This is a genomic window from Paenibacillus tabacirhizosphaerae, assembly GCF_040812395.1.
In the GTDB taxonomy this organism is placed as follows: Bacteria; Bacillota; Bacilli; order Paenibacillales; family NBRC-103111; genus Paenibacillus_E.
Genome location: NZ_JBFNXH010000033.1, coordinates 1 through 19,392 on the forward strand (window position 1 = coordinate 1; position 19,392 = coordinate 19,392).

A 19,392-nucleotide genomic window follows, 5' to 3' on the forward strand; every position below is an offset into this window, starting at 1 on the left:
TTTTTGAACGATTGCTCGTTCGTGCTTCTTCACTCGTTGTTCAGTTTTCAAAGAACAATTTCTTTCGCTTGCTTCTGCAACATTTCTGCGACAGCGAAATCTAATATATCATATCCGCCCAGTGAATTGCAAGCTTTATTTTTTAATTTCTCATAAAGTTAATTGCCCTTTTTGGCCGGAAAACTAATATAGCATGGTCAATTGAATAATGCAACATCTTTTGCTAATGCGATACCCGATCCAGCACATTCTCTACAAGTTCTTGTTCAAAGCTATCCTTCAATGAATCATTACTACCGCCCGTCGCGTGACGGATTTCTGTAAATTCACGCACTACATTCTGAATGTCAGCTAGGTTGCCCTCTTGCGCGAGCCGCCCGGTCTGCTCAATAACATGATAGGCAAGCGCCTGATATGCATCTGCAAAGCTTTGATCGGCATCCGTGGCGGTACGGTAATCCGCATAGTATCTTTTAAATGTTTCAATAAGTGTTTCGCCCATACATCAACTCTCCTTCCAAGATAGGTGTCAGTTTGCCTCAAGGGAAGGAAAAATATTCAACGCATAAAGCAATAACCCCCACTGCTTCCAGAGGGAGTTGTTGCATGATTCAAACCTTTTTCATATCTACGTATATCTCTATAATTTTATACTACTATTATTTGACATCAATGGAAGTGACAACTTGGTTCTGGCCTTTCAGTTGAATCAAGTGACCTTGCGTGAATGCAGAGAGGTTGCCAGTCAGCGCTACATCGGCAGATACATTGTAAATGGACGTTTGATCGCTGCCATTGATATTTTGCGTGATCGAAATGGTCGTGATTTTACCTGAGGAGTTCAATGTTGTCGCATTTAAAAGTCCAACGATATCAAAGGATTGATTGACTTGAGCCAACTTCGTTACTTCGATATAGTAAACTTGATTGCCAGTCGAGCGGATGCTAACTTCATCTCCGACTTGAAGGGCAGAAGCCGCTACCTGTGCGCCATTGCGATACACAAACACATTCGGGCTAAGCGTATACGTATAAGCCGTACCGGACTTCGTCAATGTGAAAGAATTGCTGTACACAGCCGTACTAATCGTTCCATTCGAAACATCAGCGGCTTGTTCAGCCAGTTTGGTCACTTCAATGAACACAACTGTATTATTGTAGGTGCGAACTTTAACTTCGTCCCCAACTTGTAGAGCAGAAGCGCTTACTTTTACGCCATTACGCAGAACAAACGCATCAGGATGAAGAACGTATTGTGTGGAAGTACCTGATTTAGTAAGGGACAACGCGTTGTTATTGACAACGGCATTCACAGTGCCTGTGCTAGCATTTTGATCTTGATCAGGCAATTGGTTGCCTGTGCGATCCAGCAAAGCGGCGAGCTGGGCGCGCGTGACGGATTGGTTAGGTCTGAATGTGTTGTCTTCGAAACCATCAACAAGACCTTTTTCAATTGCAACGGCTACATAGCCTACGGAGCCAGCCGGGATTTTGTTCGCATCTTTAAAAGTAAGGGTTGTATTCATTTTGGCCTTAGCTTCAGTCTCTAGTTTAAGAGCTTTCACCAAGAGAGTTGTAGCCCAAAGACGGTCTGCATCCTGTGACGGAAGTACGGAATCGTCATTTTCGGTGAACAGGTCATTCTCAAGCGCAACGGCTACATAGCCTACAGCCCATGAAGGAATTTTATCTGCATCTTTGAAGTTCAGCTTCGTTTGCATTTCGGTCGTCGATTCCGCTTGCTCACGCAATCCCATCAAACGAACAGCCGCTGTAATCGCCTCAATGCGGGAAACTTTGTTATCAGGCTTAAAAGTGCCGTCTTCATATCCTTCAAATACATTCTTAGAAGCTAGGCTTGCGATATAACGCATTGCCCACTCCGCGCTCTTCATATCGTTGAAATTAATTCGGATTTGAACATTTCCCTTTGGATTGAACGTTTGACTTGTATAATTGTTTCTGCCTTTATTGGAATTCTTGTCATGATCATTACCTTTAGCAAATGCCGCCGTTCCGCCCCCCATTACCATTGTAAGTACGAGACCGGTTGCGATTGCTTTCTTCATCAATTGCTTCTTCATCAAGTTCCCTCTCCCTTATCATAATTAATGAGATAATACGGAGCCTTCGCGAAGGGTTCCTGGTTATGCTACAAAGATTCGCTTCGCCCGTTTTATTTTGGGGGGTGCATGATAAATTCATTTAAAAACAATAGACCATCACTATTAAAACCCCCATGAAACTGATAGACTGAAGGGGGATGACAACACTACCAGCAAAGGAGTTCACATATGCGTTTACGAAGCAGAAGAGTACAGCTTGTTATAGCCCTTGCCGCTTTGTTTATTATGGTATCGGCGTTCACAGCAGGTAAAATGTGGTTTCAGAGTGAAAAAAGCGAGCCCCCCGGTGTCGTGTCCTCACTCACGCATCATGACTCTGCACCCGTTACCACGATGCCATCGCAGCAGAATCAGCCGACAAGCACCTCTGAAAGCGTCGACAATACAACTGTTGAACACACGGATATCTTGCTTATCGGCAGTGAGCTGGAAGGTCTCTATTTAGCCAGAGCGGCAGCGGACGAAGGTTTAAAGGTGAAAATACTTGACCCCAGATCTGCTTTTGGCGGCCAAGTTTTGCAGAGCCAGATGCTATTTCTAGACGAAACTCGTGACGAACAAGGTAAACTACTCGTACAAGGTCGGGCAAAAGAGCTCTTTGACGGCTTCAGAAGCGCTAAAATTCGCAAATTGCCTGAGTTCTCAGCTTATATGAACAAACTGATTAAAGATATCCCTTTAGAGTCCGGGATTCAAATAGACGAAGTCGAACAAACGAATACCCCTGATAACCTGCATAAAGTCAATTCCATCACCTATACGAATCAACAGCATGAAATCAAGAAAATTTCTGCTTCTTATTATGTCGACAACAGCGACTATGCCGCTTTGATTTCTCGTTTAAACGCCACACGATTGCCAGGCCTGGAAAGTTTCTATGGGCAAAAGAATATCGAATACATGAGCGCCGGCATGATGATGAAATTTAAAAATGTTGATTGGAAAGCTTTCAAAATGGCATTTAACGCTCTAAAGCCAGATGAGAAAAGCAAGCAATTCGGCGGCGGATATGTCAATGACAGCTTCGCCATTGGACTGAGCGGGATGACTAAAGCCTACCAGGCTTCCAATGATCGTGTGTTTCTGCGAGGTTTAAACGCAGTCAATCAACGCGATGGAGATGTTCTGATCAATGCCCTGCTCGTGTATACGGTTGACCCTGCTAACGCTTCTTCTATAGAAGAAGCTGTTGCTCTTGGCAATAAGGAGACACCCTTAATATTAAATCATTTCCGTAAAACTTTGCCCGGCTGGGAACACGCTCAATTAGGCGACCTGCCCACGTATCCGTACGTTCGTGAATATAATCATTATGAAATGGATTATGTCCTGAAACCTTCGGACCTGTTGTCCGGAACCATGTTCTGGGACAATGTGAGTATCGGCGGGTATCCGCTTGATTTGCAAGGAACGAGTGCAAACAAGTGGGGGATTGAGATGGGGCGTCCGGATAAATACGGCATGCCGCTGCGCAGTTTCTTACTGAAAAATTATGACAACGTCATTGCAGCAGGCAAGAATGTGGGCTCCTCCGCTATTGCTTATGGCAGCACCAGAATTCAACCGAACACAAGTCTTGCCGCAGAATCGATCGGCGTTATTCTAGGCCAATTGCATGGCAAGCAAAGGCTTAGAGACATACAACCTGAAGAAATGGCAAAACTGCAGCAATACTTGGCCGGCCACTATCAAATCAAGCTTACCGGCGTTACCGCTATCAACAAAATTAGCGGGTGGAACGAAGAGGAAATCAGAAAGCTCGACTCCGGTGAAATTACGTATCCGAATTATGTGCATACACGCAAAAAAGCATCTGAAAAAACGCCTGACAAAATCAAGCCTTCTGCTAAGCCCAGTGTAAAGCCTAGTACAAAGCCTTCTGACAAACACCCTGCCAGCCCGCCAATAAAAGGATAAAAAAGACCGCGCATTCGCTTTGTCGCAAAGCATAATGCGCGGTCTTTTCTATTATCATCGAAGCCCTCTGAAAAACAGTTCAAAAGTAAGCGCCATCTGGTTGGATAGTTTCTCATCGCCTTGTCCCATTCCCCAATGTAGCAGTGTGCCGTGATAGGTTTGAACCGCAAGCTCCGCAATCAACTCGGCGGGCATGGAAGTACTAATCTCGCCTCTCGCCATTGCTGCATGAATGACGGGAATAAGCACTTGCTTAAACTCTTCCGTTTTGGCATTTTCAGATTCTAGGAGTTTCTTATTATTCAATGTGCACTGAAACATCGCTAATATAAGCGGGCGACTTAAGGGGAGCCGCCGCAGCATCTCCATCAGCAATTCCCTCATCAGAGGAATAATAGGCCCTTGTTTATATTGAAGTTTGGAAATTTCCTCTGTGGCAATAACGATTTGAACATCACACAGGACATCCTCTTTATTTTCAAAATAATTAAAAAACGTTCCTTTCGCTACGCCTGCCCGCTCGGTAATTTGGTGGACTGTTGTCGCTTCATACCCCTGCTCTGCAAATAATTCAAGCGCGCAATTAATGATGTTTTTCCTTGTTGCAAGCTTCTTCTCTTCGCGGTTCATACCATCAACTCCGTTTTCAGCTCTTCCTCACAGTATAATCAAAATGCCGATTTTGTTCAACGATAAATATGACCGAAGGTTTAATAAATATCAATTCATGCTTTAACTATTACGATGACAGCAGATTTTCAACGTGAATAATATTTAATATTTAAAGAGAAAACCATATATGACCAGTAGTCTAAAATAATAATAACCTTTAATCATTATTAAGATATTTTACATGCTGCCTAAAAGGGAAACGTGCCTTGGAGGCCAACTCTCCAGACGCATTTTTTTATATTGAAACAAATGGAATTAGCATATATAATAAGTAAATAACTTAATATAACTTACAAACACTTAAGTGAAAGGAGCGTAAAGTCCTTGTTTCAAGAAGAACGGCTTATCTCTATTCTCAATTACTTAAAATCAAATAAGCGAATAACTGTTGATCACATCTGCGAGCTCTACGAAGTTTCCCGCGATACTGCAAGGCGCGATATGGTTAAGCTGGAGGAGCAGGGACGTATCGTTCGAACGCGCGGCGGCGCTATTCTCCCTACATTGTCCAAAGAGGTTGGCGGCTACGACCAACGCTTGCAGGCTGAATCCTCCTCCAAGCTGACCATCGGTAAAAGAGCTGCCGAGCTCATGCAGGACGGTGATTATCTCATGATGGATGCATCCACTACCGTTCTTCATGCGGCTACGGCGATGAATTCCAAACACAATGTCGTGGTGACAAGTTCTATCGAAATCGCGGCGATTTTGGCACGCAAAGCAGAGACAACCATTCATATGCTTGGGGGGGTCCTGGATAATAAACATCACAGTGTATATGGAGCCAAAGCCATCGAAATGCTGAACGATTATCATGTGGACAAATTGTTTATTGGGACGTGTGGCATTACCGAAGAAGGTTTATCTGCGCCAAACGAAGAGGACAGCTACTTAGTCAGAGAAATGATGCAGCATGCCGATCAAGTCATCGTACTCGCTGATCATTCCAAATTCGGCAAAAGATTGTTTCACCGTGTAGTAGGTTTCGAAAGCATTGATATTCTAATTACCGACCAAGCATTAAGTTCTGGAATCAAAGAAAGACTGCTCGCTTGTGAAGTCGATATTGTATTAGCTGGAGGGGAGCATCAACATGATTAAACTCATTGTAAGCGATTTGGATGGAACTTTACTCGATCACAGCAAAAAGGTGAGCCAACGGGAAATTGCGGCGATATCCAGAGCCAAAGAGGCTGGAATTGAACTATGTCTGGCTTCGGGCAGGATGCATAGTGAAATGCAGCGGGTTATGAAGGACATCGGTCACGAGACTTATTCCGTCTCGCAAAATGGCGCTTTTATCCATTGGAATGATGGTTCATTCCTGCAATCCAAGCTTTTCGAGCCGGAACTCGCTCATCGGGTGTATCAGCTCCTGAATGACTTTGACATCGTAAAGCTGATTTGCTCTGGCGAGGCGAATTATATTGCCCGTGTTTCTGCTGCATCCGACGAGATAGAAGCAAGAATGTTCCAACCGTTTATTGTCAAATCGGATGCGGAGCAAGCACTGGGAACTGACCTTCCAACCTGTAAATTTTCTCTTTTTGGTGAAATTGAAATTTTGCTGCAGGTGATTCAAGTATTGAAAGATCAGTTAGGCGACCAAGTAGAAACGTTCATCTCAGACAAAGATTGCCTCGACATCATGCCCCAGCATGTTTCCAAAGGCAGCTCGCTGCTCGTCTTGCTTGATCAATTGGGCTTGCAGCCTGATGAAGTCGCTTGTTTCGGAGATTCATTTAATGATGTATCCATGTTCGGCATTACACCGCACAGTTTTGCCATGAACGGGGCGCATCCTGAGGTAAAGCAAAAAGCAACCTATCAAGTTGGATCTGTTGCAGAAGCGATCGGACACGTTTTTACTCATAACGATAAGCAATTGCTGCAAGGAAAAGGAAGCTCGAATTTATGAAAAGATTATTAATCATGGGCTGCTTGGCCTATTTATTGACAGGCAGCACTCACGTTATTTTCGGAGCCGTTTTGCCTGAGCTGCTGACCTACTATGGACGGAGCTATAGCGACGGGGGCCTTCTCGTGTTTATGCAATTCGGCGGATTCCTGCTTGGCGTCCTCAGCATGCCTTTCCTCATTCGCCGAATAAGCCGTAGAAGTACAATTACTACGGCTTTTGCCATGCTTGGCATTGCGATGTTCGCCATCGTTTTATTACCGCCATGGCCGATTGCCGTGTGCCTGACATTTCTGGCTGGCATTTCGTTTGGACTTGTCGAAGCCAGCATCAGCACCTTTGTTCTTGTAGCAGCAAAAGATCAGCAGGCCTCCGCCTTCAGTAAACTAGAAGTATTCTTCGGGCTGGGAGCACTTGTGATGCCGCTCGTATCCAGCATGCTGATCGCTGGCGGAGCTTGGAAATATTCCTTCCTTTTGCTCGGCGCAAGTGCAATAGGCACAGGTCTCATTTGGTCAAAATTATCTTTGGGCGAACATGATGAGCTGCTAGCCCATCGGGCAGATCGTAAGGGACATTCAGAGAAGCCACCGGCTTTGACGAGAAGATCTTTGACATTTCTATGCTTGTTCATGGTCGTGTTCTTCGTTTACTGCGGGATGGAAAACACCATCGTTAATTTCTTGCCGTCCATCTTTATCGATCAATTAAAAGCTTCCAGTTCTCTTTCTTCACTTTCCGTGACTGCTTATTGGCTTGCTATGGTCTTAGGCCGGGTTTTTGCCGGAGCGCTCGCTGAGAAAATGACGTATTTCCGTTATTTAGTCGTATCCTTTGCCGGCAGTCTGCTCATCGCTATTCTATGGATATTCAGCACGCAGCTTTGGAGCAGCTTTGCCATCGTGTTACTCCTTGGTTTCTTCATGTCCGGCATGTTCGCCATCGCTTTGATTTACGCCAACCAGTTGCTTCCCGGTCGAACGGAGCAATCCACGAGCACACTCATCGCATCAGGCGGACTTGGCGGTTCTCTCCTTCCGCTCGCGGTAGGTTGGGGGATGGACCATTTCCACGTCGGTGTATCAATCTGGTTCATATTAGGCGGAATGTGCTTGACGCTAGTTATTATTTTGTACTCTTCTCAATGGAAGGGCCGGGCTTTGAGAACGGGCTGAAATAACCAAAGAAAGGTGAATGCTTCTCCTTCCCCCTGAAACTAATAAAGGCACTGATTTTTCGGACAAAATCAGTGCCTTTTTGTGTTACCTCAATAGATTTAATTGTATGCGAATGGCCTTCTCTTCAAAGTGGACATCCTTGACGCCAACCAGTTTAGGCAAATACTCCTCTAGAGGGATTGAAATGGGAGCTAACTGAACCCAATCGCTTGGTATTTGAACGTCATTGATCCTTGTTCCGATATGCTGGATGTTGATATTCTGACTGTCCCATGCTAAATTGAACCACATCTTGGCGCCGACAGGTATTTGATCGCGCCAACGGATATTCACGTCCGCTTCCAGGTCTGTCCCCCGAAGTGTAAGCTTGGCGCCTTCTATTTGAATATCGTTAGGCAGTGTAGAGTGTGCAGCCAATTGCTTTTTGACGATATCGTTGATGTCTTGTTCGGTTAACTCCGCTTCCAGCTTGCGGGTTCGGATCATGTCTATGATCTTGCCCGTGATTTCAACTTCCTTGTAGTTCAGATCCAGCGCTTCCGCCGGCTTCACATACCAAGCCATACCTGCACATATGGCGGCTAGGACAACAACCGTGCCGATGATGAACCCAAATAGCTTTTTCAATGCATCCTACGCCCCCTCATCTCCCATGATGTGCTGGACGTCAAAGATACGCCAGAAACTTAAGCATTTGGCGTATCTTTGCCCTGCTGCTTCGCCTTGAGCCAGCGCGGAGCGCCCTTGCTCTTGCGGTCCCGCTCACGCTGCGCCTTCTGAGCGGCCGGGCTTGCGGCCTTGCCGCCGGCGGCCACGCCGCTGCGCGCTGCCGGCTTCGCCGCTGCAGCAGCGTCACGCTCGCCGCGTGCGGCAGGGGCCGCCGCGCTAATGCGAGCCGTGCCCGCCACAGGCGCAGCAGTATCCCGCGCGCTTGCGGCTGGTCCGCGTGCGGGTGCAGCGCCGCCTGCAGGGCGCGCAGCTTCCCTGCGGCTGCGCATGGCAGCCGCTGAGCGGTTCTGGGCCGGGTCGACGATCTGGCCCTCGTACATCGCCTTTGGCGCAATCGTGATGCCGAGCTGTTTCTCGAATTTGTTCATGATGAACAGTTCTTTAGGCGTCACGATAGAAATCGCCGTTCCTTTGCGGCCCATCCGGCCTGTCCGACCAACGCGGTGAAGGTAATACTCCGCATTCGTGGCTGGATCCAGATGAAATACGTGCGTAACACCTTCGATATCTAAACCCCTCGCTGCAATATCTGTGGCAAGCAGGAGTTGGAATTTGCGCTCCCGGAAATGGCTCATGACTTTGGCCCGCTCTTGTTTACCCGCTTCACCATATAGGGCTTCTACCGAAAGGCCGACGTATTTCAGCTTGCCCACAACCTCGGCAATATCAGCCGTGGCATTAATGAAAACGATCGCGGAAGGGGGATTAATAAGGCGAACCAGTCTGCGCAGAGTATCAATCCGTTCTCTTTCTTCGCATACGAAATAGCAATGCGTAAGCGTATCCGCAGTCCGTTGACTTGGATTGATTTTCACGATAACGGGTTCCTGCATCCATTTCTGGGCTGCTTGTTCAATACTGGCCGGTATCGTCGCAGAAACGAACACGGTTTGACTTGAACGTTGCGTCCCTTTGAGAACGGCATCCACTTCATTCATAGAACCCAGCTCAAACACTTGGTCCACTTCATCAACAATGGCAATTTTCACATGATGAAGGCTTAGCTTACGCAATTTCATAAGCTCTAGCAATCGCCCCGGCGTACCTACTGCAATATGCGGGTTAAGTTTCAGCTTATCCACTTGTCTGGACATGGCGGCTCCGCCGATGAGAGATTGCGAGCGTATCTGTCCGCCCTGCGTTAACTTCTCAATTTCCCGTAAAATTTGCATACCCAGCTCTCTCGTGGGAACAACAACCAGTACTTGAAGCTGTTTTTGCTGAGGATTAATTTGTTGCAGCGCAGGCAGCAAGTACGCCAGTGTCTTTCCTGTCCCTGTTTGTGACTGTATAATTGCATCTTTCCCTTGCATAAGCGCGGGAATTGCCTCTTCTTGAATAGGTGTAGGCTGGGCAATACCCGCCTCATTTAATTTATGTACATAAGACTGCTCGACCAGCAGTTGTTCAAAGCTTGTACTCAATTCCAAAAACCCCATTTCCTCTAACCTTTTCCCCCAATTATAAGCGACAACCATTAAACGATACAAATGAACAATAAAAAGCGCTGTCCGCCAGGAACAGCACTTCGCATATGCACGCCTCATTATTCGTGAAAAGTTCCCCAATCCTCAATCAATCTCTGCCTGATGGCTTCGCGTGCCCGGAATAAACGCTGGCGAATGACGCCCTCCGTCACATCCAGCTCGCTGGCCATCTCTTTGTAGGAAAGGTTATGTATCCATTTCATTGCGATGATTTGCCGATAGGAGGGGCTTAACTGATTGATATAGGTCACAATAGCCTCGCGCATCAGCTTTAACTCAACTTCTTTTTCGAGCGGGACCCAATATTCGGACGTCGGCGCAACTTCTTTCGTAACGAGGATAAGTTCAGCTTCAAGCTCCTCCCGATTGCGCTTGTGCTTGCGCAAATGGTTGAGCGTAACGTTACGGGCAAGCTTTTTTACCCAGCTTTCATATTTGTCGATTTCCTTCAACATTGGCGCTTTGCGAACCACTCGCAAAAAGGACTCTTGAATTATATCTTCAACCCCGGCATGATCTCTTAAAATAAAGTAAATCATCGGATATACAAGCAAATAAAACTCCTGATAAACTTGCTCTTGTAGGGCAATATCCAAAGTATAGAAGTCACAGGTAAATATCAGCGTCAAATACTTCGACATAAAAGCCCCCCACCACAGCCAGCTCTAAACCATCTTTGTTCCCTACTTCATATTAGGGCATTAGAGAGCAGTAAACAATATTAAAACGTAAAAAAAATGGGAGATTCTTCCTGTCTCATTCTAGCCAATTTCTGATCCAGCCATGTAAACACATCATCAAGCGCTTTTTCATCTTCCTTTTTTGGAAATCTATGATCCAATCCTTCGTATAAAGCCATGGAATAATCCTTGCCCGCGCGTTCAAGAGCGCTTCCCAGCTTCCGTGCATGCGCCACAGGAACCTGCGTATCCTTTGTACCATGGATAATGTAAACAGGCGAGTCCACCTGCTCCACCCACTGTACTGGCGAGCGCTGTATGTAGGCATCCAGGTGCTTCTTGGGATGCCCGACAACCCGCTTCAGCATTCTTCTCAGGTCAACACGCTCCTCATACGTATCGAACATATCGCTTAATCCGCTCCAGACAACGACTGGGCCGACATTGCGGCTTTCTTTGGCTGCGCGAAGCGCCATCACTGCCCCGCGGGAAAAACCGATTAAGGAAACTGGGCCTGGCATGACTTCTTCTAAACGCTGTACCATAGGAATGGCGTTCAACACATCAAACCGATCCTCCCCGCCGAAATCCTCGCGGCCTTCTCCACCTTCATTTCCCCGATAGAAAGGGGCAAACACGACATATCCCCGCTGTGCCATGGATACGATTCTACGCTTGCGTACCATCCCAACCCGCCGAATGCCACCGCGGCAATAAATAACGGCAGGTCTCCGCCCATCTCCTTCAGGCACAGCCAGAAAGCCCTTCACACGTAATCCTTGACTGCTATAGGTAAGAAGATACAGCGATACATGCTTGGCATAGCAGCGGAGAGCCTCCCTTGCCAGCATTTGACCGTCACTTTCCGTCGATTCCCTTAATGTCATACATGCGTGCCTCCTATTTTGACAGCCATGAACCCTTGCGATAGACTGATTATACACTTTAATATTCCATCCGAAGGGATGATCCTATGAATACAGAATTTGAGAAAGAATTCGATGCTTTGCTGGTAAAGACAGCTGAACTGATCACGGGCGACACTTCGCCGGAAATGATCGGTAAAATCAAGATTTGGGCTCTTTATAATCACATTCATAAATCGTTGCCCGCCCTTGCCTCCCATTGGAATCAAACACATCCAATCGGCAAAGCGGAGGTTCGGCGCATTTTCGAAGAAATTCGCGATTTAAACGGAGCTCTAAAGAAGACGGATCATTTAAATCCCTAAGAAAACCTGAGGCTGCGGCAAGGTTCTTAACCAGACTCATACGTTTGAGCATGGGGAGGGAATTGGGCATGTTGGGCATGGGATTCCAACCTCTGTTAAAATGGTGTTCCTTGCATGGATAAAGTGGTGCGAACACGGCTTTAAAGGTGGCCGCTATCGCTTTTCCACCCCACACTCATTCCCATTCCCTCTTCTGTGCTGCCTTCCGGTATTCCTGTCCATGAGCACCCCTGTGAGATTCCGGGTACATTTCGCCTCCGCAAGATTCGCAAGAAAACGGAGGAGGTACTGCCGGACCGCCTATTCCCATGCACAGTGATGTCGACGGAACTACGATGCCTTATTTCATGGTAACGTCCTTTTTCTCCCCCTGAAGCGGAACTAGGGTGCGCTAAATGAGCGAAACTGTGCCTACAGCCCAGCATTTCCTGCTCATAAGGCACAGTAGTTCCGCGAAACGTCCCTACAACCGAAAATACCGTCTCTTAATGCATCTACGTTCCGCTCACCCGTACAAAAAGACGATCTACCGCAGATCGAGGCGGTATCGGGTGATCCAAACTGCAGCGGCACTTCCGGATCTTCTACGTTCATTATGTCAATGCTCGTACCACACGATGTGTGCGGAATCTCTCCGCTCTCAGCGAGCTCATCACACAAATAAAACCTGACGACTTATGCATTTTGACGTGAACAAAAAAGCGGAATCCCTTCAAGAGGTGATCCGCTTTTTCTCATTTTTTATTCAATACTTTTGTGGCAATCCGGTCGAAAGCTCTGGGGAACAAGTGAAATAATTTGACGCCTACACCCGCTACAAACGGCAAATTGATTTCAGGCACGTTTTTTTCGATTGCCTGCATAAGCGCCTTTACAACCTTTTCCGGTTTAAGCATAAACCAGGAAATGTTTTTCACATAATTGCCGCTTGGATCCGCCTTATCGAAAAACGGAGTCGAAATAGGACCCGGATTAATCGCCGTAATCGCAACCCCAGAACCATTTATCTCCTGACGCAAACTATTCGTAAAGCCAAGGACCGCATGCTTAGTTGCGGAATACCCCGTGGATTTGGCCGAACCGATTTTGCCCGCCATGGAGGCGATATTCACGATATGACCGCTGCCCGCATCCAGCATGTGCGGAAGAACAGCTTTCGTGCAACGCACCAAACCCATATAATTGACGTTCATCATATCTTCAAAATGCGCTAAAGGCGCATCTACAAAAGATTCGAAAATTCCGTAGCCGGCATTATTAACCAAAATATCAATCCGTCCATATCGCTCGATAATCTGCGCAACGACTTCTGCTACTTGCTCCGCATTTGTTACATCCATTGGATACACAGCGTGCTCTCCGGGCAGCCCTGCTGCAATTTCTCCTAATTTGTCCGCACTACGTGCCGTTAATATCGGTATCGCCCCTTTGGCACAAAATTGCTGCGCCATGACCGCGCCAATACCGCTGGAGGCTCCTGTGATTAGCACTATTTTATTCGTAATGTTCACTGTTTCCTTCTCCTCATCTCACTCGGGATGCATAAAAAAATGGAGTCGCCGCTACAGCAGCACTCCATCGATTCTAACATATTTCGTCAATTCTTACTCAAACGGCTGCTAAGTAATGAGGACTTGAATGTCCAATTCGCCAATACTTTCCATAATCAATGGAATAGTGAGCGCTTTCTTCGGTACAAAACCTGCTGCCGTTGCCGATTGAACGATCTTGGGAGGTGTAATATCAACACGGACCCCTTGGTTGAAAAGCATGGTGCTTGCATTGCCGCTAATCATATTCCCGAGTTCGGATATGGCACTTTTGCCCATCTCATCCATTTCTGTCACAATGAAGCCGCCCATCATGGCAGATACCATCTTGAGCGCAACCTCTTCAGCCAAACCAAATACGATGTCGCCTTCCATTTGGCCCGTCATTCCGATTTGAATCCAGATATAATTCTCCACAAATTTAATGTCTTTGATGCCAAGCTGCCCAGTTGTAGGGCGGATGTTAGCAACTTGCTCGATGACGATTCTAGCCGACTCCAAAAAGGGATTAATGTACTCAGCCTTCATAAGATCCCGATCTCCTTTGTGAGTAATATCCGCAGAAAAACGACCTTTTGTTACAGTATACCTAAATTTCCGGGACAAGTACACAGCATTTTTTCGTTATATAGTGCCAAATACTCAGATTTGCATCCCAATAAATTCCTTGAACTGCAGCAGCCTGGAACGCTTGGATGATCTCTCCGAAAAGGTTTGGTTTCATAGTTTCGAGACATATGTTCAAACAAGATAAAAATCAAACAAAAAACAAGGAAAAATATATATATTTCTGTCGAACCCTGATACACTTATGGGAGAAATTGACTTTAAGGGGTGCTCAGAGTCATCATGGTCAAACCGGCTGCAACGATTCGAAGTTGGACTTTATTTCAAATTGCGCTAGCTTATCATATTATCGTCATTATTGTGCTGTTTGCAATTGCCATTCTATTTCAACGTATCGACCTTTCGCAGAACTTCAAGTATGTCGGAATTGCGTTTTGGCTAGGTATGATTGGTGTTATACTTGGACTTGCCATTTATTTCTTCACATTAATTAAAGAACGCGAAGCGAGATTGAAAGAAAGCGTGGAACGTTACAAATCGCTTTACGACAACCATCCGGATTCGATTATTTCCTTCAGCCTGGATGGTGAGGTGCTCACTTCCAATCATGGTTTGGAAAGCTTGCTGGGGCTGGGGCGTGACATCTCCCTGCTCACTTCATTCATTCCAATGATTAATCCACCGGACTTGCTTAAGGCACTGCATCATTTTCAAGTCGCTTCTTCCGGGATGCCCCAGCATTTTGAAGCAGCCTTTGTCCATCAGAAAGGGTTTCCAGTGCAATCCAACGTGACTTTCGTGCCCACCATGGTGGACGGACATATCGTCGGGGTCTATGCGATTCTGAAAGACTTAACTGAAGTCAAAGAGCAGAAGAAAGAAATCGATAAACTGCATAAGCAAAATCAACTCATTCTTAATTCTGTATCCGAGGGCATTTATGGCATTGATATGACGGGAAGAACCATCTTCTGGAATAAAGCGGCGGAAACGATGACAGGCTGGAAAGTCGATGAAATGCTAGGCCGGCAAATTCACAATTTGATCCGCCCCGAGAAAAGCGATGGCACCCTTTTCACGAGAGAGGAAAGCCCTATTCTAAACACGGTCTTGAATCGCGAAGTAACCGTTGTGAAAGAGGATTTGTTTTGGAGGAAGGACGGGACGAGCTTCCCGGTGGAGTATATGAGCAGCCCGATGCTGGAAGGCAAAGGTCATCTGCTCGGCACTGTCATTACGTTCCAAGATATAACCGAGCAGAAGAAGACCCAGGAGCTCCTCATCAAATCCGATAAATTGTCGGCTGTCGGTCAACTTGCTGCTGGGGTAGCACATGAGATTCGCAACCCCTTAACCGCTTTGAAAGGCTTTCTGCAACTGCTCAAAACGAATAGCCCCAAAGAACAATATTACATTGAAATTATGCAAAATGAGCTCCAGCGCATTGAATTCATCGTCAATGAATTTCTGTTTGTCTCCAAGCCTCAAGCGACTCATTTCGAATCGCGAAGGCTGGATTCCATCGTAACGAGCACCATTGAGCTGCTGCAGCCACAGGCGTTGCTGGGCAATATCCAGATCGAAGCGGAGCTTGCACCTGAACTCCCTCTGGTATCGTGCGATGAACATCAAATTAAACAAGTGTTTATTAATATTTTGAAAAATGCCCTGGAGTCTATGACGCTGGGTGGCATCATGCGAATTCAGGCCATGCCTACGCAAAATGGCACAGAATTAACCGTTCGCTTCATCGATCAGGGCTGCGGGATTGCCCCGGAACGGCTGCCTAAGCTTGGAGAGCCCTTCTACAGCACGAAGGAAAAAGGGACCGGACTTGGCCTCATGGTATGTTACCGCATTATTGAAGCCCACGGCGGAATGATGAAAATACAGAGCAAGCTGGGGGAAGGCACGAAGGTAGAAATTACGCTTCCTTCGATGCGCTAAATTGAGTTCTCCAATAAACGACCATGTTGGAAGGAAAGAAGATAACGGAGTTAGCTGCGACTTAAAGCAACTTCTATATAATCAGGGAGTGTATGGATGATGACTGGTTTTCTCATTGATTTAGACGGAACGTTGTACAGAGGTCACGAGCCGATCCCTCATGCGGCGGCATTTATCCGCCTGCTAAACGATAATCGCTTACCGTATCTACTCGTTACGAACAATTCCTCGCGTACGCCTGAACAGGTATCCGAGCACATGCATGAGCTTGGCATTGAGGTGCCCGCCGATGCCGTGTACACGTCTGCGCAGGCAGCCGCGCAGTATATGGCCGAGCAGCGGCAAGGCTCCCGCGTGCATATGATTGGCGAAGCCGGGCTGGAGATCGCCTTGGCGGCGGCCGGCTTCCAGCTTACTACGGAGACGCCGGATTACGTCGTCCAAGGCATTGACCGCAGCTTCACCTACGCGAAGCTGGCAGAAGCGGTCGGCCATCTGCATCATGGCGCAACTTATGTCTTAACCAATCCCGACCGCATGCTGCCGTCGGATGGAGGGCTGATGCCAGGGGCAGGCTCCCTGGCCGCTTCGATCACCGCCGCCTCCGGCGTGGAGCCGGTGGTGATCGGCAAACCGTCGCCGATCATTATGGCTTACGCCATTGAGCGGCTTGGACTGCCCGCCGCCGATATCTGGGTCATCGGCGATAATGCCGCCACAGACATCCGCGGGGGCGCGGTGTCCGGCTGCCGCACGGCGTTGGTGTTGACTGGCGTCGCCACCGCAGCCAATGTCCAGGCCCAGCTGGCGTCGGCAGGCGTGACGCCGGACTTGATCTGCGACGACCTGTTGGACTTCGTCCGGCAGGCAAATCTTGAAATGAATCCCAGCTGACATGCGTTTAGCGGTAATATTTCACACAGCGTTTTTATCCTGATAATCATAGAGAAGTTTTATATTGTAGTTCAGTTTTTTAAAGTGAGTTGAGTTCAAAAATAAATGAACATGCTAAGAAACAAGGGTTTAATGTGAATTGGCTCTGTAGGAGAGAGTTTTGTTGAATGAAAAACTAGGACTTATATTGTTCTCCATATTTCTACTAGCTGGAGGATTAATGAGTATTGCAAAACCTCAATTTGCATGGAAGCATGGATTTGCAGGACAAAAATCAGGGAAAGCTTCCAAGTTTGATTTGAAACTAGTAAGAGTAATAGGATATTTTTTAGTTTTTGTTGGCATTATTTTGTTTATGACAGGAATAATGGGTTTAATAATGCAAGCGTAAGCGCATTGCTAGATAAGTGAATTCATATAAAAGAGAAGTTCCATAAAAAGTAAATCCCTCTGCATTAATCATTTGCAAAGGGATTTTACATTTTCCATTGTTACTTCTCCGTATTCCCGTTCCAAACTAACAATGAACAACATTCCATATGTGTCGCGACGGTGAAAGGGATATATGTTCTCGTTTATATTCATACCAACACGATTATTGCTTCTCTCGAAAAAAACTCATTCCCACTTACGTAATACTGTTAAGATACCAACCAGTAATAATATAGAGCCTAAATAACGGTATGAGCTAATATACCCCTTTTTTATCTCAACATAACTCCCCGTGTCCATACTTTGGTTAATCAAATAAATGTTAGCAGCATCATTACCAAGTCCAGCGCTTTGAATTAATACAAATAAACCAATAATTGCAATAATTAAGGATGCAATTCTTATGATTACATTTATCTCTTTTACACTTACATTCTTATTCATACTATACTCCTTTGAACTACAATTTTAATTAAATTGTAGTTCCAGTAATCATCCGCGTAAGGACTTGCATCAATCTTCCCTTTAATGTATTACCGTCCTCGATTAATACTTAAAACTATGTATAATTGCTGGAAAAATACCCAAAATGAAAACCACAAATCCTATCACGACATTCAGTAAAAATGAACGTTCCTACTTATTTTGATTACATTGAGTTAGCCTATATTTCTTGATCTTCAGTCAAATGCTACACCTCCATAGGGGAGTCATTTATTCAGCCATTTCTTCTTATCCCCCCCTTAAATCAAACCAAGCGCGTTTAAAAATGTATGGGATAAAATAACGGGTCTTTTTAAAGGTAAAGATACTCTTCCAAAAGGTAGGGACATTGTTGGCACAGATTTTAATGAAATTAGACCAACACAGGAAATGGTTAATCCTGAAAGAGTACAGTATTATGCAGATAAGTTATTGAAGGGTGAAAAAATAGATCCAATTATTGTCTATGATGTTAAAGATGTCGGCAGATTTATTGAAGAAGGTCATCACAGATATGTTGCAAGTCAATTAACTGGCATACCGGTTGAAATAACTGTTCGCCAGGGAAGCGGACCTTCTGGGTTACTAAATTGGTCTGAGGTTAATTGGAAGGAATATATTAATGAAGATCAATTTTGGGGCGACTAATAGTATAAAGGAGAGTTTATGAAAATTATTAAAAGTATTACGCCTGACGGTCTTAATTATATTGACGAAACTGGAATGGATAAATTTGTTGATTTCAAGGAATGCAATGAGAACTGGATACAATACAGAAAGAGAAGAGAAAACTTGAATGATGAAAAGGTTGAATATATTAGAGGACATGATAAGTGCATAGGACAACGGGACAGTTGTGCTCAACCTCATTTTATTGAGTTCTTTACAAGACCTTTTACAAGATTCGAATTTGAGGAATCAACAGAATGCTCATCTGAGGAAGCATTTGCACAACTAAGAAATAATATTATTTCTGCTGGTTGGACTACGATTGACTTAAGCTAAATTCATAATTCTTATAAACCTTGATTGGCTCTATGCTTATCAAGGTTTTTTTAGTGGTCCCCATCCTCCAAAGGGAAAATAGGCAAAAGAAGGATCGATCCTATGCCTCTGGCACCCCTCACAGCCTCACTGCGCCTTATGCAGGGATAAACGGCTTACCCCCAAGTTGATTCCTTGCAGGGATGGCTTGCAGTCTTTCAAACCCTAGTCGGACAGGCTCCGCTGTTAGGTTCGGTTTGAAAGGCGCAAGCTCCCTGCTCGGTGAATCAACAGCGGCAAGCCGTTTATGCGCATAAGGCCCAGCGTGAGTTGTTTCGGTTGCCGTGGGCAGCGGCTTTGATCCTTCGGATCGGTTTAAAACCATCGTTCGCGCCGCGGCCAAGGACAGACGGCTTTTTACAACCGCTCTTCCCGCAGGGCTTCGCTCCTTTCCCCTTCTGGGGCTGGATACGCTCATGCTCCTGCTGGCTTGATCCTCACCACGGCCCTTATTCACGGCTGCATAGGCTTCATCGGTCGATTCTCCTGCTTCATGATGCGGGTGTCTGTCCAAACAACGCTTGGACAGACAGGCAT

Annotated in this window: 21 protein-coding genes; 10 read left to right on the forward strand and 11 right to left on the reverse strand. The window is 46.0% G+C overall.

What is annotated here, in order from left to right; translation table 11 throughout:
• Positions 1 to 223 precede the first annotated feature (223 nt).
• Complete coding sequence (locus ABRS97_RS27435) at positions 224 to 502, reverse strand: hypothetical protein (protein WP_367819357.1); 279 nt, start codon at positions 500 to 502, stop codon at positions 224 to 226.
• Positions 503 to 659: 157 nt separating this feature from the next.
• Positions 660 to 2,084 (reverse strand): S-layer homology domain-containing protein, encoded by a 1,425-nt coding sequence (locus ABRS97_RS27440; protein WP_367819358.1) that lies wholly within the window; start codon positions 2,082 to 2,084, stop codon positions 660 to 662.
• Between the two features lie 210 nt (positions 2,085 to 2,294).
• Here ABRS97_RS27440 and ABRS97_RS27445 point away from each other — a divergent pair, with 210 nt between their 5' ends.
• Positions 2,295 to 4,043, forward strand: a complete 1,749-nt coding sequence (locus ABRS97_RS27445) for an FAD-dependent oxidoreductase (protein WP_367819359.1) — start codon at positions 2,295 to 2,297, stop codon at positions 4,041 to 4,043.
• A 54-nt stretch (positions 4,044 to 4,097) separates the two neighbouring features.
• Here the strand turns inward: ABRS97_RS27445 and ABRS97_RS27450 are convergent, their stop codons facing one another.
• The gene (locus ABRS97_RS27450; protein ID WP_367819360.1) at positions 4,098 to 4,673 is read right to left on the reverse strand and encodes a TetR/AcrR family transcriptional regulator; all 576 of its coding nucleotides are present in this window, start codon (positions 4,671 to 4,673) and stop codon (positions 4,098 to 4,100) included.
• Between the two features lie 366 nt (positions 4,674 to 5,039).
• Between ABRS97_RS27450 and ABRS97_RS27455 the strand changes: the two genes are divergently transcribed.
• From ABRS97_RS27455 to ABRS97_RS27465, 3 genes are read left to right on the forward strand one after another with little or no spacing between them, the layout of a single operon-like run.
• Positions 5,040 to 5,816: a DeoR/GlpR family DNA-binding transcription regulator gene (locus tag ABRS97_RS27455; protein ID WP_367819361.1), complete on the forward strand. Its 777-nt coding sequence runs from the start codon at positions 5,040 to 5,042 to the stop codon at positions 5,814 to 5,816.
• Positions 5,809 to 6,633: an HAD family hydrolase gene (locus ABRS97_RS27460; RefSeq protein WP_367819362.1), complete on the forward strand. Its 825-nt coding sequence runs from the start codon at positions 5,809 to 5,811 to the stop codon at positions 6,631 to 6,633. The genes ABRS97_RS27455 and ABRS97_RS27460 overlap by 8 nt, the downstream gene beginning before the upstream one ends.
• Complete coding sequence (locus tag ABRS97_RS27465; protein ID WP_367819363.1) at positions 6,630 to 7,808, forward strand: MFS transporter; 1,179 nt, start codon at positions 6,630 to 6,632, stop codon at positions 7,806 to 7,808. Before ABRS97_RS27460 ends, ABRS97_RS27465 begins: the two co-directional genes overlap by 4 nt.
• 87 nt (positions 7,809 to 7,895) lie before the next feature.
• Here ABRS97_RS27465 and ABRS97_RS27470 read toward each other — a convergent pair whose 3' ends face one another.
• The 4 genes from ABRS97_RS27470 to ABRS97_RS27485 all read right to left on the reverse strand — a co-directional run bounded on the left by ABRS97_RS27470 (position 7,896) and on the right by ABRS97_RS27485 (position 11,594).
• Positions 7,896 to 8,438: a hypothetical protein gene (locus ABRS97_RS27470; protein ID WP_367819364.1), complete on the reverse strand. Its 543-nt coding sequence runs from the start codon at positions 8,436 to 8,438 to the stop codon at positions 7,896 to 7,898.
• A gap of 59 nt (positions 8,439 to 8,497) precedes the next feature.
• Positions 8,498 to 9,964, reverse strand: coding sequence for a DEAD/DEAH box helicase (locus ABRS97_RS27475; protein ID WP_367819365.1), 1,467 nt, complete (start codon positions 9,962 to 9,964; stop codon positions 8,498 to 8,500).
• A 122-nt stretch (positions 9,965 to 10,086) separates the two neighbouring features.
• Complete coding sequence (locus ABRS97_RS27480) at positions 10,087 to 10,668, reverse strand: RNA polymerase sigma factor (RefSeq protein ID WP_367819366.1); 582 nt, start codon at positions 10,666 to 10,668, stop codon at positions 10,087 to 10,089.
• An 80-nt stretch (positions 10,669 to 10,748) separates the two neighbouring features.
• Positions 10,749 to 11,594 carry an alpha/beta hydrolase family protein gene (locus ABRS97_RS27485; RefSeq protein ID WP_367819367.1) on the reverse strand — a complete coding sequence of 282 codons (846 nt, stop codon included), beginning with the start codon at positions 11,592 to 11,594 and terminating at the stop codon, positions 10,749 to 10,751.
• A gap of 86 nt (positions 11,595 to 11,680) precedes the next feature.
• Between ABRS97_RS27485 and ABRS97_RS27490 the strand changes: the two genes are divergently transcribed.
• Positions 11,681 to 11,938, forward strand: coding sequence for a DUF2573 family protein (locus ABRS97_RS27490; RefSeq protein ID WP_367819368.1), 258 nt, complete (start codon positions 11,681 to 11,683; stop codon positions 11,936 to 11,938).
• A 734-nt stretch (positions 11,939 to 12,672) separates the two neighbouring features.
• Here ABRS97_RS27490 and ABRS97_RS27495 read toward each other — a convergent pair.
• Both ABRS97_RS27495 and ABRS97_RS27500 read right to left on the reverse strand, forming a co-directional pair.
• Entirely contained in the window at positions 12,673 to 13,449 is a 777-nt protein-coding gene (locus ABRS97_RS27495) for an SDR family NAD(P)-dependent oxidoreductase (protein WP_367819369.1), read from the reverse strand.
• A 108-nt stretch (positions 13,450 to 13,557) separates the two neighbouring features.
• On the reverse strand, positions 13,558 to 14,016 hold the full coding sequence (locus tag ABRS97_RS27500; RefSeq protein ID WP_367819370.1) for a chemotaxis protein CheX: 459 nt from the start codon (positions 14,014 to 14,016) through the stop codon (positions 13,558 to 13,560).
• Positions 14,017 to 14,337: 321 nt separating this feature from the next.
• Here ABRS97_RS27500 and ABRS97_RS27505 point away from each other — a divergent pair, with 321 nt between their 5' ends.
• The 3 genes from ABRS97_RS27505 to ABRS97_RS27515 all read left to right on the forward strand — a co-directional run bounded on the left by ABRS97_RS27505 (position 14,338) and on the right by ABRS97_RS27515 (position 17,287).
• Positions 14,338 to 16,002, forward strand: coding sequence for a PAS domain-containing sensor histidine kinase (locus tag ABRS97_RS27505; protein ID WP_367819371.1), 1,665 nt, complete (start codon positions 14,338 to 14,340; stop codon positions 16,000 to 16,002).
• A 96-nt stretch (positions 16,003 to 16,098) separates the two neighbouring features.
• Complete coding sequence (locus ABRS97_RS27510) at positions 16,099 to 16,896, forward strand: TIGR01457 family HAD-type hydrolase (protein ID WP_367819372.1); 798 nt, start codon at positions 16,099 to 16,101, stop codon at positions 16,894 to 16,896.
• Between the two features lie 163 nt (positions 16,897 to 17,059).
• The gene (locus ABRS97_RS27515) at positions 17,060 to 17,287 is read left to right on the forward strand and encodes a DUF6199 family natural product biosynthesis protein (protein WP_367819373.1); all 228 of its coding nucleotides are present in this window, start codon (positions 17,060 to 17,062) and stop codon (positions 17,285 to 17,287) included.
• A gap of 227 nt (positions 17,288 to 17,514) precedes the next feature.
• Here the strand turns inward: ABRS97_RS27515 and ABRS97_RS27520 are convergent, their stop codons facing one another.
• A complete protein-coding gene (locus tag ABRS97_RS27520) occupies positions 17,515 to 17,772 on the reverse strand; it encodes a hypothetical protein (protein WP_367819374.1) in 258 nt (85 codons plus the stop codon).
• Positions 17,773 to 18,201: 429 nt separating this feature from the next.
• Here ABRS97_RS27520 and ABRS97_RS27525 point away from each other — a divergent pair, with 429 nt between their 5' ends.
• Together ABRS97_RS27525 and ABRS97_RS27530 are read left to right on the forward strand one after the other, a co-directional pair.
• Positions 18,202 to 18,459 (forward strand): hypothetical protein, encoded by a 258-nt coding sequence (locus ABRS97_RS27525; protein ID WP_367819375.1) that lies wholly within the window; start codon positions 18,202 to 18,204, stop codon positions 18,457 to 18,459.
• An 18-nt stretch (positions 18,460 to 18,477) separates the two neighbouring features.
• Positions 18,478 to 18,816: a hypothetical protein gene (locus ABRS97_RS27530; protein WP_367819376.1), complete on the forward strand. Its 339-nt coding sequence runs from the start codon at positions 18,478 to 18,480 to the stop codon at positions 18,814 to 18,816.
• A 136-nt stretch (positions 18,817 to 18,952) separates the two neighbouring features.
• Here the strand turns inward: ABRS97_RS27530 and ABRS97_RS27535 are convergent.
• Positions 18,953 to 19,392, reverse strand: a 440-nt coding sequence (locus tag ABRS97_RS27535; protein ID WP_367819377.1) for a hypothetical protein, incomplete at its 5' end; no start/stop codon positions are given.